Source organism: Methyloceanibacter sp. (assembly GCF_035650995.1).
Classification (GTDB): domain Bacteria; phylum Pseudomonadota; class Alphaproteobacteria; order Rhizobiales; family Methyloligellaceae; genus Methyloceanibacter.
Map to the genome: position 1 here is coordinate 1 of NZ_DASRGO010000176.1, position 15,951 is coordinate 15,951.

Annotated in this window: 16 protein-coding genes, 1 tRNA gene and 2 pseudogenes; 12 read left to right on the plus strand and 7 right to left on the minus strand. The window is 62.9% G+C overall.

The genetic code is table 11. From position 1 onward, the window contains the following. Window positions 1-264: pseudogene (locus VFB18_RS12895) on the plus strand (tellurite resistance TerB family protein); the annotation flags it as partial. A 213-nt stretch (window positions 265-477) separates the two neighbouring features. Next, a complete protein-coding gene (locus VFB18_RS12900; RefSeq protein WP_324975933.1) occupies window positions 478-762 on the plus strand; it encodes a hypothetical protein in 285 nt (94 codons plus the stop codon). Between the two features lie 12 nt (window positions 763-774). On the opposite strand, the gene VFB18_RS12905 is transcribed toward VFB18_RS12900, so the two are convergent. From VFB18_RS12905 to VFB18_RS12915, 3 genes are all read right to left on the minus strand, one after another. Beyond that, window positions 775-2,013 carry a hypothetical protein gene (locus VFB18_RS12905; RefSeq protein WP_324975935.1) on the minus strand — a complete coding sequence of 413 codons (1,239 nt, stop codon included), beginning with the start codon at window positions 2,011-2,013 and terminating at the stop codon, window positions 775-777. Between the two features lie 187 nt (window positions 2,014-2,200). After that, window positions 2,201-3,589 carry an FAD/NAD(P)-binding protein gene (locus VFB18_RS12910; RefSeq protein ID WP_324975938.1) on the minus strand — a complete coding sequence of 463 codons (1,389 nt, stop codon included), beginning with the start codon at window positions 3,587-3,589 and terminating at the stop codon, window positions 2,201-2,203. Window positions 3,590-3,881: 292 nt separating this feature from the next. After that, on the minus strand, window positions 3,882-4,535 hold the full coding sequence (locus VFB18_RS12915; protein WP_324975941.1) for an NADPH-dependent F420 reductase: 654 nt from the start codon (window positions 4,533-4,535) through the stop codon (window positions 3,882-3,884). Between the two features lie 93 nt (window positions 4,536-4,628). On the opposite strand from VFB18_RS12915, the gene VFB18_RS12920 reads away from it, so the two are divergent. From VFB18_RS12920 to VFB18_RS12960, 9 genes and pseudogenes are all read left to right on the plus strand, one after another. Continuing rightward, a complete protein-coding gene (locus VFB18_RS12920; RefSeq protein WP_324975944.1) occupies window positions 4,629-5,564 on the plus strand; it encodes a LysR family transcriptional regulator in 936 nt (311 codons plus the stop codon). A gap of 139 nt (window positions 5,565-5,703) precedes the next feature. Then, complete coding sequence (locus VFB18_RS12925) at window positions 5,704-6,342, plus strand: HdeD family acid-resistance protein (protein ID WP_324975947.1); 639 nt, start codon at window positions 5,704-5,706, stop codon at window positions 6,340-6,342. Window positions 6,343-6,416: 74 nt separating this feature from the next. Beyond that, on the plus strand, window positions 6,417-7,265 hold the full coding sequence (locus tag VFB18_RS12930; RefSeq protein WP_324975950.1) for an aldo/keto reductase: 849 nt from the start codon (window positions 6,417-6,419) through the stop codon (window positions 7,263-7,265). Between the two features lie 69 nt (window positions 7,266-7,334). Next, window positions 7,335-7,676, plus strand: coding sequence for a multidrug efflux SMR transporter (locus VFB18_RS12935; RefSeq protein WP_324975953.1), 342 nt, complete (start codon window positions 7,335-7,337; stop codon window positions 7,674-7,676). A 31-nt stretch (window positions 7,677-7,707) separates the two neighbouring features. Beyond that, on the plus strand, window positions 7,708-8,559 hold the full coding sequence (locus VFB18_RS12940) for a sterol desaturase family protein (protein ID WP_324975956.1): 852 nt from the start codon (window positions 7,708-7,710) through the stop codon (window positions 8,557-8,559). 82 nt (window positions 8,560-8,641) lie between these two features. Continuing rightward, the gene (locus tag VFB18_RS12945) at window positions 8,642-8,923 is read left to right on the plus strand and encodes an HdeA/HdeB family chaperone (protein WP_324975960.1); all 282 of its coding nucleotides are present in this window, start codon (window positions 8,642-8,644) and stop codon (window positions 8,921-8,923) included. Between the two features lie 160 nt (window positions 8,924-9,083). Further along, window positions 9,084-9,360, plus strand: a pseudogene (locus VFB18_RS12950) (DUF3302 domain-containing protein); the annotation flags it as partial. Between the two features lie 202 nt (window positions 9,361-9,562). Beyond that, window positions 9,563-10,696: an HlyD family secretion protein gene (locus VFB18_RS12955; RefSeq protein ID WP_324975963.1), complete on the plus strand. Its 1,134-nt coding sequence runs from the start codon at window positions 9,563-9,565 to the stop codon at window positions 10,694-10,696. Window positions 10,697-10,833: 137 nt separating this feature from the next. Next, window positions 10,834-11,244, plus strand: a complete 411-nt coding sequence (locus VFB18_RS12960) for a hypothetical protein (RefSeq protein WP_324975977.1) — start codon at window positions 10,834-10,836, stop codon at window positions 11,242-11,244. Between the two features lie 18 nt (window positions 11,245-11,262). Here VFB18_RS12960 and ppk2 read toward each other — a convergent pair whose 3' ends face one another. Further along, entirely contained in the window at window positions 11,263-12,102 is an 840-nt protein-coding gene (ppk2, locus tag VFB18_RS12965; RefSeq protein WP_324975980.1) for a polyphosphate kinase 2, read from the minus strand. Between the two features lie 175 nt (window positions 12,103-12,277). After that, the gene (locus VFB18_RS12970; RefSeq protein ID WP_324975968.1) at window positions 12,278-13,198 is read right to left on the minus strand and encodes a transporter substrate-binding domain-containing protein; all 921 of its coding nucleotides are present in this window, start codon (window positions 13,196-13,198) and stop codon (window positions 12,278-12,280) included. A gap of 157 nt (window positions 13,199-13,355) precedes the next feature. Here VFB18_RS12970 and VFB18_RS12975 point away from each other — a divergent pair, with 157 nt between their 5' ends. Next, a complete protein-coding gene (locus VFB18_RS12975) occupies window positions 13,356-15,254 on the plus strand; it encodes a glycosyltransferase family 2 protein (RefSeq protein ID WP_324975971.1) in 1,899 nt (632 codons plus the stop codon). Between the two features lie 19 nt (window positions 15,255-15,273). On the opposite strand, the gene VFB18_RS12980 is transcribed toward VFB18_RS12975, so the two are convergent. Then, window positions 15,274-15,642, minus strand: a complete 369-nt coding sequence (locus VFB18_RS12980) for a hypothetical protein (protein WP_324975974.1) — start codon at window positions 15,640-15,642, stop codon at window positions 15,274-15,276. Window positions 15,643-15,812: 170 nt separating this feature from the next. After that, window positions 15,813-15,887: transfer RNA gene (locus tag VFB18_RS12985), tRNA-Gly, on the minus strand. Window positions 15,888-15,951 lie beyond the last annotated feature (64 nt).

The following is a 15,951-nucleotide window of genomic DNA, read 5'->3' on the forward strand; positions in this document are numbered from 1 at the left end:
CTGGTCAGGACGGCCGAGGCCTGTGGCGAAGCTCTGAGCGCCGACGGCGGTCTCGACCACGTGCTGTCGCTGATCAAGCGCGGACTACCCAAGAAATTGCGCGAGACGGCCTATGCCGTCGCGCTGGAAGTCGCCGCGGCGGACCTCGACGTCAAGCCGGAGGAAGCGCGCTTTCTCGACATGCTGAGCGAAAGCCTCGAACTCGACAAGCTGACCACGGCGGCGATCGAGCGGGGCATCAGGGCCCGCAACGTCGTGCTGTGAGTTATTCGTCCCCGCGGGCGAGTTGCGCTTGAGCTTGCTCGTATCACCCGAGAAGCGATCGTCAGGCATGACGCAGTCTAGTCTGGACGCCGACCTCGGTGGTTTGACGCGGGTCAACCTGGTGCCGTGGAACGCGGCATAACGTTTTGCCGTTTCTGCTATCATCGCGCCTGAGGCCGGGGCGGCGCTTCGATTCAAAGGAGGAGATGCACCATGTTGGGTTGGCCCAAGGCCGAGCGAAGAGCGTCACGGCTCGTTACCAACGTCGATCTCGAAAATCTGCACGATCAGCTCGACACTCTGCGCACCTATATCCACGACCTCTCGGAGAACGTCGGCCATAGGGCGGACCGGGGGCTCGGGCGCGCGCGACATTTCGCGACCGAGGCCGCCCATGAGGCCGAAGCGGCGGTGAAGGACAATCTTGCCGCTTCGCTCGTGCTTGCGCTCGGGCTCGGTCTCGTCGTTGGCTACTTCATCCGCCGCGGCACCGAGTAGCCACGTTCGGTCTCAGTGGGAAAGCTTGACGGCGCCGGTGTAGAGGGCGCCGCCGATCACGCACGGAATGGCGATCTCGGGCTGGCCAAGAGCCGTGGCGGCGACACAGCCCGTGGCGATGGCGATCGATCCGGCGGTCGCGCCCTTGCTCATGCCCGCCTCGTTGCTCATCTGCGCCTTCTGCGCGTCCTCGATCGCGCCGAATTGATCCTTGCGCACCGTCTCCGATTCGAACGCCTCGGCGGCCGCGATCACGTCCTTGAGCGGGGCAGCGATGTTCTCGGGCTGCCGCGGTACCTCGGCGCGATAAAGATCGAGCAGCTCGCGATCACGCTCGGCATAGGAGGCGAGCGTCCATTTGGCCGTGCCGCCGGTCGTGATCTTGTCGACGGCCGACGCGTCGCTCCCCCAGCCAGAGAAAATCTTCTTGAAGGAGAAGCTATGGTCGTCCTTGTTCCGCGACCATTGCAGCGCCTGCATGATGCGCACTACCGGCTCATGCTGACCAGTCGCGACGTAATAGCCCCATAGCGCGTAGATTCCCGACGATCCGCCCTGGTCGAGGGGAAGCTCCATCAGAGTGGGGCGCTTCCCCTGCAAGAAGTCGTCGATCAAGGGGCGCCTGAGCGGCATGCGCGCGGCGTTCTTTTCCAGCAAATCGCGCCAGTCCGGCCGGCCGGAATACGCGATTGCCCTGATCACGACCGCCTGCTCCTTGTCGGGCAGCGGAAACATCCTCGGGATGAGGCTCGGACCATCCTTGGGGTTGGTGCCGAGAACGCCGGCAATGAAGCCGATACAGAACCACTCTTTGTCCTCATCGCCGAATAGGCCGAACTCGTTCATGGCGTGAACCGCGGCCGGCACGCGCGAGACGTTCGGATGCTTGCGATAGTTGGTGACCCAATCGAGCAGCTTCTGGGCAGAGGCAAACGAACTTTGAGGGTCGGGCGAGGATTGCAGCCCGATCGGTGCGGCAGACGTCGGCACGGCCGTCATTGGCTGCGGAATCGTGGCATAGACGTGGACCGGCACCTCAGATGGCGCGGGCGAAGGTTGGATCGCGGCCGGAGTTGCAGGTGCTTCCTGCGCGGCGATGACGTCGGCCTGCGGAGGCGCCAAGCGCTCGGGCGCCGCCTGTTTCGCGACGGAGCTCGTTTGCGGCTGATCGCCTGCCGCGTCTTGCGCGGCGCAGGGGCTCAAACCGGCGGCAACACCAACGGCGAGCGCAAGAAGGGCAAGACTACGCATTTCATCAGCTTCCTTCCCCCGGCCCCAGAAGTGCTGACGATACTCAAGACATGGTTAACGCCCGCAGAGGTGCCCTATGCGGGAAAGACATTGATTTTCAGGCGTTTCGTGGCTTTTTGAGGGCTGAGGCCCATTAACCATAATCAAAGTTTAACGCCCCTGCAGGCTCCCCCAACCCAAGTCATTGTCAGGCGCTTACGGTTCCACTCTTCCGGACCGGCTCCTGGAGCGCGGCAAGGCTAAGCGCAGCCGCGTCGGCCTGGCGGACGATCTCCGGTACGGCCGTGATCTCCCACAGCGTTCCCTGGCAAAGCGGCCCGACGGCAAAAACACCTCTCGTGGCTTCGCCGCCACGGCCCAGTACCTGACCGTTCGCTTCGACGGCAAGGCCCAGGCGGTGGGGGTCTGGGCGCGCAAGCCCTTTCTCGATCATTCCCCTGAGCAAAGGCTGATCGAGGTCCGGCTTGAAGCCGGAGCAGTCGAAGGCGAGATCGACCTCCATGATTTCGGGTGTGGCGGCGCCGCGCTTCATGACTTCGAGCCTGAAGCCCTCTCCGGCGCGTTCGACGCCCATCACCGATCCCCGCAGCAGAACCGCGCGGCCCTTGTCGAGATCGTTCATCAAGCGCGCATGGATCTCGGCCGGCAGGCGGTGGCGGTGAGCATCGAAGAAGGGCCGCAAATGGCGCAGGAAGCGCGCCTGCTCGGCGACCGGAAGCTCTTGCCAGATGTCCTGGAGCGATGCGCGCAATCCGTTGATCACCGCTTGCCATGGCGTCCCGCCCTCCTCGGCCAGCTCGCAGGCGATCCTGAGCGAGGCTTCGAGCATGGAGACGTGCTTCGAGCGCGGCAGCGCAAGTAAGTGCGGCACGACGCCTTTCGGCGCATGCGGGCGCGGCAACTGCCCGCGCCGCGAGACAATGGTGGCGGTGCCCTGGAAGCCCTCGCGCCGCGCGCTTATCAGCACGTCCACCATGGTCAGGCCGGATCCGATCAAAGCGATGGACTGCGCGCGAGCGAAGAGGTCGGGGGGAAGCGCCTCGTAAGGAGAAAGCGCGCCGCTGCTCGAGCCGCCTTGCACGCCATAGGCGGTGGCCACAATCACTGCATCGCACGGCACTGTTCTCCCGCGTTCAAGCTCGATCACGTAGCCGCCGCGCTCGGTATGTATCGCGCGGGCGACGGCTCGTTTGACGGAGAACTCGACGTCAGGCCGCTGCTCGATCATCTCGAACAGGCGCTGGCGGACGTATTCACCGAAGAGCTGGCGCGGCAGAAACGTGTGCGCGAGCGCCTCGTGCAGACCGTCGTGATTCTCGCCCTGATCGAGCTGGCGAAAGGCCCAATTGAGGAAATCGCCAGGACGATCGGCACGCACCGATAGGTCGCGGGTGCGCACGTTGAGCAAATGCAGGGGGTGATGGCTGCCATAGGCAACGCCGCGCCCAAGCACGGCCGAAGGCTCGATGATCACAAGACGGAACGGCTGCGGAAAGCGCGCGAGGCACGCAATCGCACTCGCGGCCCCGGTGAATCCTCCGCCAATCACGCCAACGGTCAGTGGCGCTGCCCGCATTCTTGCTCTCCTGCTAACGAAATCTCCCGCGTTCCGGAGTTGCACAGGATTGGGGCGGCAATGAAGCCGTATTGCTACAGAGCGGCGATCTTGATCGGGAGAAATTTGTCGCGCCGCATGCAGATTGCCGCCGCGGCTTTTCGCGCGCGACGCTGCATAACCAATTGCGTCGTGCAGATCGGATAGATCGCGCAGTTTTTTTCTTAATTTATGTCGTGCGCGCCGGACCATCGCGCGGCGCCGGGTTAGAGCGCCGCGCGATGAAGATCCCCGCATCTCCCGTCCGAACCGACTAGCCGGTCTCGTGAGCCTCGACGCCGCGCCCGTTGGCGATATGATCCTTGCTTGCCTGGCGGCGACCCATCACGAAGGCAATGTCGCCGCGCTCTTTCGCAAGCTGCATGGTGAGCACGGCGAGAGGCTCGAGCAGCCGGGCGGCTTTTAGCTCACCGGCATCGACCGGCTCAAAGCCGAGGTCGGCGGCGAGATGCATGACGATCGTCTTCTCTCCGCCTGCGGGACCGGCGACGAACATCGCGGCTCGGCCTTGCGGAAAATTGGGCCGAACGAGCACATGGGGCATAGCCGCGTTAAACGCCTTGAAGAACTTCGCCCGGCGCGCCTGACTTTGTAGAAGCTCGACACCCGACGTTAGGAAGCCAAGAGCAAGTCCGGTCCCGGCCGGATTGAGCGGATTGGTCGCATCGATGACGAGCTTATCGGCCAAATCCTCGGCGTGCTCGCAGACTTGCGCCTCAGTGATCGTCCAGGGCGTGGCCAGGATCACCGCCTCCGAGCGCCGAACCGCCTCGCGAACCGAGGTGGCGTTTCGCTCGTCCGAGCGTTCCGGCTCGGGAATGCCGTAATGAATCGCGTGCCCCTTCGCGGCGAGCGCCGCGCCTAAAGCCCTTCCGACGTCGTCAGCTCCGACGATGGCGATTCTCATGGCCCTCTCCGCCGTCAGGCGGCTAACAGCGGCCGCTTTGCTGTTGCCCAGAAGATGGGCGATTCAGTATCATCATTCCAATCGATGACGTTAATGACAGCTATCGATCATGCCAATTTGAGCAGGCTCGACCTGAACCTGCTCGTCGCCTTCGACGCCCTGCTCACCGAGCGGAGCGTCACCCGCGCGGCTGCGCGCGTGGGGCTTGGCCAATCGGCGATGAGTCACAATCTCGCGCGGCTCAGGGCCCTGTTTGGCGACGAACTCCTCACCAGAGGCGCAGAAGGTATGCGGCCGACGCCGCGCGCGCTTGCGCTGGCCGATCCGGTGCGCGTCACGCTTGCCCAGATTCAAGCGGCGGTGCTGAAGCGCGAGGACTTCACTCCGGCGACCGCCGAGCGCATCTTCCGCATCGGGCTCGCCGACTCGATCGAGGTCGCCGTGGTGCCCGGCCTGATGGCCCGCCTCAGGGCGACGGCACCGCGCGTTTCTCTGCGGCTCCGCCCGATCAACCGCATCGCCGTGCTCGAGGAGCTCGACGCGGGCAGTCTCGATCTTGCCATCGGCGTCTTCACGCAAGGGCAGGTCCACCACAAGCGCCGGCCGCTCTATACCGAGAATTTCCTTTGCCTGTTCAGCTCCGAGCAGCTCGAACTCACCCCGCCGATCTCACTCGACGACTACTTGCGCGTGCCGCACATCCTCACCAGTCTCACCGACGACGCTCACGGAGCGGTGGACGAGGCGCTCGCCAAGCACAAGCTCAAACGCTCGATCGCCATGACGACGCCCGGCTTCCTCGCCGTGCCGTTCGTGCTGCGCCGAACGCCTTTGATCACCACCATGCCGTCGCGGCTCGCGCGCTATTTCGCCGAAGCCTTCGGCCTCGTCACCAGCGAACCTCCAATCGAGCTGCCGAGCTTCACCATCTCGTTGCTTTGGCATGCGAGTTTCGACCAGGATCCGGGGCATGTCTGGCTCCGCCAGACCGTATCAGGACTAGCCTCGGAGGTTGGTTTGGCGCTCTGAGAGGGCGGGTCGCGACTGTGGACAAACTCGATCCGAGTGGTTCCGCGATCGGGAATGGCTCCATCATGGCGCCAATCGATTCGCCCCCCTCGGTATTTTCTCACGGATCAAATTGGCTTGATCTAACAAGGAGTGTCCCATGGCAGCGAACACATCTTCGAAGGGTCGCACAGTGTCAGACGCACGCTGCGACGCGCTGAGTGAAGTCCTTGCCGACAATTGGTGGGCCGTGGGCTTGCGCGGCATTCTCGGCATCATCTTCGGCCTCATCTGCCTGCTCAATCCGGGGCTAGCGGTTCAGGTCTTCGTCATCATGTTCGCCGCCTACATGCTGGTGGACGGCGTGTTCGCGATCGCATCCGGCATCAAGGCGGCGCGGAGCGGCGAGCGGTGGGGCCTTTTGATCCTCGAAGGCGTGGTCGACCTCGCCGCGGGCGTCGTCGCCTGGCTGTGGCCCGCCATCACCCTCGTGGCACTTATCTGGCTCATCGCCGTGTGGGCTACGGTCACAGGCATCCTCATGTTGTCGGCCGCCTTCAGGCTGCATATCGATCACGGGCGGTGGTGGCTCGCGCTCGGGGGCATCGCCTCGATCGTCTTCGGCATTCTGCTCGTCATCGAACCGCTGATCGGCGCCGTAGTGCTGACCTTGTGGATCGGCGCCTATGCCGTCGTGTTCGGGGCTTTCCTGCTCGTGCTCGCCTTCCAGCTCCATTCGCGCAAAGAGGAGCGGGAGCGCGCCGCTGCGAGCCCGGCGCCGGCCGCGAAGAAGGCCTGACCGAGGAGCCAGGTCTCGAACTTGGGGGCGCGGTCGCGGTAATTGGCTGCGCCCCACGCTTTCCCGGGTCTGTGATGTCGCCTAAGGTTCTTCCCACCATCGCACTGCCGTCCGGCGAGAAAGTGCCGCAGCTCGGCCAGGGCACTTGGCGCATGGGGGAGAGCAGGCGCAGCTTCGAGACTGAGGTCGCGGCGCTCCGCCTCGGGCTCGATCTCGGCATGACGCTGATCGATACCGCGGAGCTTTACGCCGAGGGCGGCGCCGAGGAGGTCGTCGCCGAGGCGATCAAGGGACGGCGCGACGAATGCTTCATCGTGAGCAAGGTGAAGCCCGAGAATTCGACACGGAGCGGCACAATTGCGGCCTGCGAGCGGAGCCTCAAGCGGCTCAAGACCGATCGCATCGATCTCTATCTCCTGCATTGGCGCGGTCGACCCCGGCTCGAAGAGACGCTCGCCGGATTCGAGGCGCTGCTCGCCAAAGGCGCGATCCGTTATTTCGGCGTCAGTAATTTCGACGTCGACGACATGGAGGAGTTGTTCGCGCTTCCGGGCGGGAACGCCTGCGCCAGCAATCAGGTGGTCTACAATCTCACCCGGCGCGGCATCGAATATGCGCTTCTGCCCTGGTCGCGCGCGCACGGGGTGCCGATCATGGCCTATTCACCCATCGAGCAGGGGCGGCTCGGACGCAACCGCGCGCTCTCTGCGATCGCGGCCCGGCACGAGGCGACGCCGGCACAGATCGCGCTCGCCTTCGTGCTGCACCAGACCGACATGATGGTGATCCCCAAAGCCGCGGACGAAAGGCATGTGCGCGAAAACCACGCCGCGCTCGGCATCGCCTTGACCGAGGCCGATCTCGCCGAGCTCGACCGCGCCTTTCCTCCCCCGACCCGTCGGAGGCCGCTCGAACTTTTGTGAGCACTGTCATCACCGCGTCATCAAATTTCGCTGTTGGATGGAGAGCTTGCTTCCGCTTCCGAGTCGGCAATGCCAGACAAGCTCGTGCCCTGGATCCTGCTGTTCGCCGCCATCCTGCTCGAAGTCGCCGGCATCACCTCGATGAAGCTCTCGCGCGGCTTCTCCGAGCCCGTGCCATCGATAGCCGTCCCCATCTTCTATGTATGCTCAGCGGCCGCGGTGATCCTCGCGCTAAAGCGGCTCGATCTCTCGGTCACCTATGCCATCTGGTCCGGCGTCGGCACCGCGCTCGCGGCGATGATCGGCATCGCCTATTTCCGCGAGCCGTTGACCCTGTTCAAGTTGGCCTCTCTCGCGCTTGTGATCCTCGGAGTGGTCGGCTTGTCGCTCGCCGCGCGGCAGACTAACTGACTTCGCTTAGCCCTCGCGCTATCATTCAGCCATGGACGGTCTTATCGGCCAAAGCGATGGCGTGATCCGCCTCGTGGTATTCGCCTCCGTGTTTCTCGTCATGGCGCTGATCGAGCTTGCCGCTCCGAAGCGGACTCTCATCGCGCCAAAGGGACGGCGCTGGCTCACCAATCTCGGCATCAGCGTCACCGGAACGGTGCTGCTCAGGCTCATGGCCATGCTTGCCGTGCCGCTCGCGGCCATCGCCGCGGCGGCCTACGCGGAAGCGCACCGCATCGGATTGCTCAACCAGCTCGGCTGGCCTTATTGGCTCAAGATCGTCGTGGCGCTGCTCGTGCTCGATCTCGCCATCTGGGCGCAACATCTCGCCTCGCATAAGATCCCGCTCTTCTGGCGCCTGCACCGAGTCCATCATGCCGACCGTGATATCGACGTGACCACGGCGGTGCGCTTTCATCCGATCGAGATCGGGCTTTCGATGTTGTGGAAGATCGCGGTGGTGTTTGCGCTCGGCGCTTCGCCGCTCGCGGTGTTCCTGTTCGAGGTGATCCTGAACGCCTGCGCGATGTTCAACCATGCCAACATCGCGCTTCCCTCATGGCTCGACCGGCCGTTACGTCTGCTGATGGTCACGCCAGACATGCATCGCGTGCATCACTCGGTGCTCGGGCGTGAGCACAATTCGAATTACGGGTTCAACCTCTCGGTCTGGGACCGGCTGTTCCGCACCTACACCGCACAGCCGGAGGGCGGCCATCAAGGCATGACTATCGGCCTGGCCCCCTACCAGACCGAGGCTCCAACGCGGTTCGGCTGGAGCTTGGCCTTGCCTTTTGCGCGCTCATCGTCCCATATGCCCGGCGATCCCACAGCGCCGGCGTGAGGTGGTATTGACCTTCGTCAAGGCAAGGCCCGCCAGTCCGGTTCAAGGTTCACCTATGACGAGAGCCGTTGCGATCTGTGTCATGTCAATTGGCTTCGTTCTGGCCGCCAGCGCGCCTGTCACGGCTCAGGTCTCGCTCGAGATCGCGAAGATCACGTGCGGCCAGTATCTTGGCTATAAGGTGGCCAATCCCAAGAGCATCGCCATCTGGCTCAACGGCTACTATCACGGCAAGCGTGGCGATACTGTGATCGATACACAGCAGTTGGATCAAGACACCGACAAAATACAAAAATACTGCGCGGAAGATCCGGACGCACTTCTCATGCAGGCGGTCGAGACGGTCGTAGGACCGCGCGACTGAATTCGTCGGGGACGAAGGCCACAGCAGGTTTGTTGGTGCGCCATTGGCGCCAGCGAAAGGATCATGCGCCGTGCTCCGCGATACCCTTCGCCGCTTCGGGCTGTCCTATATGTGGATCGGCAAATGGGTAGTGGCGCCGGTCCTACTGGGCGGCCTCGTTATTGCCGGCGCCGTCCTTCTCTTCCGCCAAGAGCCCGACTTCGACACCTTCTTGAACTATTTCGCGCTGGGCCTCCTGATCTTCGTCATCGTCACACTCTTTTACGGAATTATCGCGATCCACGACGTGCCGTACGAGATCGCCAAGAAGCGCGATCATCCTCACCAGGACGCGATCCACGCGGCGGGATGGGTGAGCCTGTTCACGCTGCATGCGCTTTGGCCGTTCCTGTGGATTTGGGCAATGCTCTATCGTCCCGAAAGGGGCTGGGGGTTTGCTCACGGCACGGCGGGCGTAAACGCTTCGACGCCAGACGCGAAGCTCGATGAGCTTTTGCGACGGCTCGAGGTACTCGAGGCGCGCGGAAAGAGCCAAGAGGGCCCGAAACGCCTCGCGCCGGCCGAGCCCGCTGCGATAAGCGAAGCTGCTCAAAAAGAAGGTGAGCCGGCCAAGGCTGCGGCGAAGCGAGGAGCGCGCTGATGGAGCTCCTTCTCATCCTGATCTACACCGCAATCTGCGTCGCCCTGTTCAAGATCTTCAGGATCCCGGTCAACAAGTGGACGCTGCCGACCGCTGCGCTTGGCGGCATCTTCATGATCGGCATCATCCTCTTGGTAATGAACTACAATCATCCTTTCACCAGCACTGCGCGCATCTATTTTGTCACGACCCCGATCATGCCCAACGTGAAGGGTCGCGTAATCGACGTCCCGGTTCAGCCGAACGCTCCTCTGAAGGTGGGCGACGTCCTATTCAAGATCGATCCGACGCCCTACCAATACGTGGTCGACCAGAAGAGGGCTCTGCTCGCCGAAGCCGAGACCAACGTCAAGCAGCTCAAGGCTGCCTACGACCAAGCGCTCGCCAATGTCGAGAAGGTGAAGGTCCAGGTCACGCTCGCAGATGAGGAATACGGTCGCCAGAAATATCTGTTCGACAAGAAGGTGATCGCACAAGCTCAGCTCGATGTTGCGATCCGCAATCTCGATGCGGCGAAACAGGCGCTGGCCGGAGCGGAGGCTGCCGCCGAGGGTGCAAAGCTTGCCTATGAATCCGAGATCAGCGGCGTGAACACGACGGTTGCGCGGTTGCAGGCCGAACTCGGCGAGGCCCAGTATAATCTCGATCAGACGACGGTGGTGGCGCCGGGTCCGGGTTATGTCACGCAGATGGCGCTCCGCCCGGGCATGTATGTGATTCCGGCGCCTTTACGACCTGCTATGGTCTTTGTGCACTCGGACGACCAACAATTGGCGGCCGGCTTCCAGCAAAATTCGCTCCAGCGCGTGCGCTCGGGTGACGATGCCGAGGTCGCCTTTGACGCCATTCCCGGTAAGGTGTTCAAAGGCAAAGTCCGCTATGTCATCGATGCGATCGCCACGGGCCAGCTACAGACGACCGGCGCACTCCAGGACATGGGTCTCGCAGGCCCCGGCGGCAGGGCCGTCGCCATCATCGACGTGGAGGAGGATACGTCAGGCTACAGCATTCCAGGCGGCGCTGCTGCGCAGGTCGCAGTCTATACGCCTTACGCTCATCATTTTGCGCTCATCCGCAAGATCCTGCTGCGCATGCGGAGTTGGGAAAATTACGTCTTCATGGAGGGGCATTAGCGTCGTCAGATTGTCTTCGATCGAAGCTCGGAGGCCTGAGCGCGACAAGCGCGCAACGAGCGCGATATCGATAGGGAGAGCGAACCGTGGCCGCAAAGACCGACAATTTTTCCAAGTTGCTGCCCACTGCCCAGGAGATGATGGAGAAGCTTGCGCTGGCCGAGGCCGAGAAGGCCGAAGCTGCCGCCCGCAAGCAGGCCGAGGCCGAAGCCGAGAAGAAGCTGCTACTCGACAAGATCACCAAGCCCTCGGGCGTGTCCGATGAAGAAGCGATGAAACGCGTGGCGGCGATCGTCCAGCGTGCCGTCTCGAACGGGCTCACCGAGGTGCAAGTTTATCGCTTTCCCAATGATCTTTGCACCGATCATGGCCGCGCCATCAATCAGATGGAGGCCGGCTGGGAGAAGACGCTGACCGGCCTCCCCAAGGAGATGTACGAGTTCTGGGACCGCAGGCTCAAACCGCTCGGATACAAGATCAAGTTCCAGATCATCGACTGGCCTGGCGGGATGCCGGGCGACATTGGCATCACGCTGAAATGGGCCTGACAGCGGAGCCCGCGCTGCTTAGAACTTCTCCTTGATCCAGCGCCGATCCTTGATTGTCGCTTCGTCGTCATACTCGCGCTTCTTGTCGCGATTGGGCAGCTTGATCTTCTTCGCAGGCGGGGCTTCGTACGGAATCAATCCAAGGAAATGCGAGATGACGTTGAGGCGCGCGCGCTTCTTGTCGTCCGAGCGCACGACGTGCCAGGGCGCGAAGTCGGTGTCCGTCGCCTCGAGCATCATGTCTCGCGCGCGCGAGTAGTCGTACCAGCGCTCGCGCGAAGGGAGGTCCATGGGGCTCAGCTTCCATTGCCGAAGGCGATCGTCGATGCGGGCCTCAAAGCGCCGCTTCTGTTCCTTGTTGCTTACTTCGAGCCAGTACTTGATGAGGCGGATGCCGTTGTCGACGATCTGCTTCTCGAATTCGGGGCAAATCTCGAGGAAGCGCCTATGCTGCTCCTTGGTGCAGAAGCCCATCACGTATTCGACGCCGGCGCGGTTGTACCAACTGCGATCGAAGATCACGATCTCACCGGCTGCGGGGAAATGTGCGAGGTAACGCTGCACGTACATCTGCGTCTTCTCGCGATCGGAAGGGGCCGGCAACGCAACGAGCCGAAAGGTGCGCGGGCTCACCCGTTCGGTCATTGCTCTGATCGTGCCGCCCTTGCCGGCGGCGTCCCGGCCCTCGAACACAACGATGATGCGTTCGCCGGTCTGCTTGACCCAATCCTGCAAGGAGCAAAGCTCGGTCTGAAGATCGCGGAGCTTCTTTTCGTAGTCCTTGCGCTTGAGCTTTGGTTTGTCGATTTCGCGGTTCGAACTTTCGGTCTCGTGACCGGAATGCGAGTCGTCCTGCATCATGACGCAAACTCCCCTGGGCACCGAAACCAAGCTCCAATCAAGCATAATCGCTTGCCGCGATGATAATGGGACGATCTTAGCAGGTCTCGGCGAGGCTTGTTTCAGAATGATCGGCGCGCAGAGGAAGAACGTCCGGTGTCCGCCTCCGCGCCATCATCGGAGCATAGCGCGCTCAGAAAAAGCTCATGGGGAAGTAGCGGAGGAAAAGCTCCTCGTAGCGGCCCGTGGCATGCACCTGCTCGAGCGCGTAGTTGAGGATCTCGACCATCTGCCGGTTGCCCTTCTTCACGGCGATGCCGACGCCCTCGCCGAAATAGGTGGTGTCGAGATAGGGTCCGCCGCGGAACTCGCAGCATCCTTCGCTCGCCACGCCGTTGATCCAGAAGGTGAGGCCAATGCCGTCGCCGAAGACGAGATCGATGGCGCCGTCCTTCAGCGCCTTCTCGGCGTCGTCGGCAGTGTCGAAGGTCGCCACAGCGACATCGGGGAAGAATTTCTTGAGATAGGCCTCGTGGCCGGTGCCCCTGGTGACGCCGATCTTCTTGCCGGACAGGCTCTCCGGGCTGATGTCCCTAAGGTCAATCGTCTTCTTGGCGACGAAGCGCGCCGGCGTCGCGTAATAGCGCGAGGTGAAGTCGGCCTTCTCGAGCGCTTCGGCCGTAATGCGCATGGAGGCGATGGCGGCGTCAGCCTCGCCCTTGTCGAGGGTCGGAATGAGATCCTCCCAGGCGACATCTTTCACTTCGCATTGGACCTCGAGCGTGTCGCAGATCGCCCTGGCGAGATCGACGTTGAAGCCGGTGAGAGCGCCCACCTCATCGTAATAATGAAAGGGCGGATAGTCGCTGTCGGTGATGAAGGTGAGCTTGGAGAGCCCGCGCAAATCGGGCTTCGGCCGCAGCGCATCGCCTTGCCAAGTGTCGGGGACGATCTCGTTCTTGGCCTGCTGCGCGGCCGCCAGATGCGGCGAGAGGAAGAGCAAGATGGCAAGAAGGGCGGCGAGCCATGGAGGCACCGCGGAACGGGCAGCCGGAAAACAGAAGAAGGATCGCAGCACGCTTTCCTCATAACGCGGCTTCAGTCCGGATGCCAAGGGGGCATCACATCCTTTAGTTGTAATAGCGAATATTCTAAACTATTCGTTGGGCAGTTCCGTGCAACCAAAGATTGGCGCGAATGAATATTGCGTCTCGTCTTAAAAGTGCAAATACTCGCCGTCGGGAAAGTTGGGGGGCGTTCCCGTGTTGCTGGTGGGAGACACAGCCGCGCTCAGACGAAGGCTCGCGCAACTTAGCGCGCGGCCAAAACCGCCCCCGGACCTGGAATATCGTTTCCTCGTCGGACGCTTCATCGATTCGCCGACGCTTGCCCGGGCGATAGCCATTGCCGCCCGCTGGGGCGTGCATCCGCACGAGGTAATGATCGCCAATGGCTGGATCGATGCCGAGGACTACTACCGCGCGCTCGCGCAAGCTTGCGGCACCCCGTTCGAGGCGAGGCTCATCCCGCAAGAAGTCGTGCCCGCCGCAGGGGCGGGCCCACGCGCCAGTCTTGCGCGCGGGCTGCTGAAGTACCGCATGCGGGAGCGGAGCTTCGTGTTGGCGCCGGAGCGCCTTCGTCCCAACGCTCTCCGCGAGATGCTTGCGCGGCTCAAGCCGCATGCGTTCTCGCTCTCTTCGCCTCAATCGGTTCGCAAAGCGATCCAACATCATTTCGCCAAGGCCTTCATGCGTGGCGCCGTCGAAGGGCTTGCCACCCGGTACCCGGAAAGAAGCGCGCGCGAACCGACCGCGCTCTGGCAGCGCCTCGCGCTTGCGCTCGGCCTTGCGTGCCTGCTCGCGTCGCTCCTCGTCGCGCCGGCGGCGACGATCATGTGGTTGACGCTCTCTCTCGTCGTCCTCTTCGTTCCCGTGACCGGCTTCCGTGTCGTGGCCGCCTATCGGCTGTTGCGCCGCACGCCCCAGGCAAACGAGGCGATCCCGTCCCCCGTGCCGGACTACGCGCTTCCCATCTACACCATCCTCGTGCCGCTCTACCGCGAGGCCCATATGCTGCCGGGTCTCGTCCACTGCCTCGCCAGACTCGATTGGCCGGCGGCGAAACTCGACATCAAGCTGATCCTCGAAGCCGCCGACCCCGGCACCGTCGCCGCCGCGCGCGCCATGCGTCTTCCCGGCAATTGCGAGATCGTCCTGGTGCCGGACCATCAACCTCGCACCAAGCCTAAGGCGCTGAATTATGCTCTTCCACTCGCCCGCGGCGAGTATGTCGTGATCTTCGACGCCGAAGATCGCCCCGAGCGCGACCAGCTTCGCCGCGCCTACGAAGCATTCAGGCGCGGGTCTCCGGACCTTGCCTGCGTTCAGGCCGCGCTCAATATCTACAATGCGCGAGAGAATTGGCTGACCCGGCAATTCACGCTCGAATATTGCGCTCTGTTCGATGCGCTTCTGCCGGCGCTCGAGAAACTTCGCCTGCCAATCCCGCTCGGCGGCACATCGAATCATTTTCGCATGGCGGCGCTGAAATGGCTCATGGCGTGGGACCCGTTCAACGTTACCGAGGATGCCGATCTCGGCATCAGACTCGCCCGCAGCGGCTATTCTTGCGCCACGATAGCGTCCACCACCTACGAGGAGGCGCCGCCCAGACTCTCGTCATGGCTCCGCCAGCGCACGCGTTGGCTCAAGGGCTATATGCAGACATGGCTCGTCCATATGCGCTCCCCGCGCAAACTTTGGCGCGAGCTCGGCCCGCGCGGCTTCCTCGGCTTCCAGACGATTGTGGGCGGCACGATTCTTTCAGCGCTGGTCCACCCCTGGTTCTACGTGCTCGCGGGGATCGAGCTCGCGCAAGGAACCTTGTTCGCGCAACCCGGGAGCCTCCTCGGCTGGCCGTTCTGGCTGCTCGCCTGGTTCGATCTCGTGACCGGCTACCTTGCGGCGATGGCGCTCGGCTATTTGAGCGCAGAGCGTCGCGGTTACCGCCGCCTCATCAAGGATGTCCCGTTGATGCCGCTCTATTGGCTCTTGGTTTCGGCCGCAGCGTACCGCGCCATCTTCCAGTTCGTGACCGCGCGCTTTTACTGGGAAAAGACCGAGCACGGCCTCGCCTCCGGCCGATCGCCGTTGCCGCAACCCTTAACCTGATCGGCGCTTGTGCAAGCGGCTAAGCCGGGCGTTCGACCTCGGGCTTGGCAATCACGACACCGATCTCCCTGTGCTCGCCGTCGTCGGCCTGGTAGACGAGATCGAACACGCTGGCGGCGGTCTTCAGCCATCTCGCGCGATCATCGAGGGACCACACGCTGTTGGCCTTCGGAAGCCGTCCGACCAATCCTTGAATGAGGAGATCGGTCGAGCCGCCAGCGTCCGCTGCTTCTGAACTCTTTTGCGCGCCGAGCAGCTTTGCCGTCAGACTGTCCCTCGGTTCGACGCGGGGCGCCGCGATCCGGCTCCTTGCCGTCGAAGCGGCATCATTGTCGGGCCGCGGCTGTTGCGGCATGGCAATCGGCATCTCCGAAACGATTGTTGTCATGGGGCCTCTCCCTCGGGCTGCACAGCCAGGTCATCCGAAGCCAACAGCCAGCACTGAACTGCGGCTACTAAAGCTGGCCTTTCCCAATCCGACCTTCCCGTCACGGTTTAACGTTATCTCGCCGGTTGTAGTTCCCGGGTGGAGACGACCCCTCCATTCATTGAAAGGATTGGAGCGGGTGAAGGGAATCGAACCCTCGACACGTAGCTTGGGAAGCTACTGCTCTACCACTGAGCTACACCCGCGCCCGGACAAATTCATAACACGGAAGGCGCATTTGCAAATAGGCCGGCCGCCTCTCGCCATCGT

Coding starts and splice junctions, on each gene's coding strand:
- VFB18_RS12900 (WP_324975933.1), top strand. CDS start 478: ATGTTGGGTTGGCCCAAGGCCGAGCGAAGAGCGTCACGGCTCGTTACC.
- VFB18_RS12925 (WP_324975947.1), top strand. CDS start 5,704: ATGGCAGCGAACACATCTTCGAAGGGTCGCACAGTGTCAGACGCACGC.
- VFB18_RS12935 (WP_324975953.1), top strand. CDS start 7,335: ATGCCAGACAAGCTCGTGCCCTGGATCCTGCTGTTCGCCGCCATCCTG.
- VFB18_RS12980 (WP_324975974.1), bottom strand. CDS start 15,642: ATGACAACAATCGTTTCGGAGATGCCGATTGCCATGCCGCAACAGCCG.
- VFB18_RS12920 (WP_324975944.1), top strand. CDS start 4,629: ATGACAGCTATCGATCATGCCAATTTGAGCAGGCTCGACCTGAACCTG.
- VFB18_RS12930 (WP_324975950.1), top strand. CDS start 6,417: ATGTCGCCTAAGGTTCTTCCCACCATCGCACTGCCGTCCGGCGAGAAA.
- VFB18_RS12940 (WP_324975956.1), top strand. CDS start 7,708: ATGGACGGTCTTATCGGCCAAAGCGATGGCGTGATCCGCCTCGTGGTA.
- ppk2 (WP_324975980.1), bottom strand. CDS start 12,102: ATGCAGGACGACTCGCATTCCGGTCACGAGACCGAAAGTTCGAACCGC.
- VFB18_RS12960 (WP_324975977.1), top strand. CDS start 10,834: ATGATGGAGAAGCTTGCGCTGGCCGAGGCCGAGAAGGCCGAAGCTGCC.
- VFB18_RS12915 (WP_324975941.1), bottom strand. CDS start 4,535: ATGAGAATCGCCATCGTCGGAGCTGACGACGTCGGAAGGGCTTTAGGC.
- VFB18_RS12910 (WP_324975938.1), bottom strand. CDS start 3,589: ATGCGGGCAGCGCCACTGACCGTTGGCGTGATTGGCGGAGGATTCACC.
- VFB18_RS12905 (WP_324975935.1), bottom strand. CDS start 2,013: ATGCGTAGTCTTGCCCTTCTTGCGCTCGCCGTTGGTGTTGCCGCCGGT.
- VFB18_RS12945 (WP_324975960.1), top strand. CDS start 8,642: ATGTCAATTGGCTTCGTTCTGGCCGCCAGCGCGCCTGTCACGGCTCAG.
- VFB18_RS12955 (WP_324975963.1), top strand. CDS start 9,563: ATGGAGCTCCTTCTCATCCTGATCTACACCGCAATCTGCGTCGCCCTG.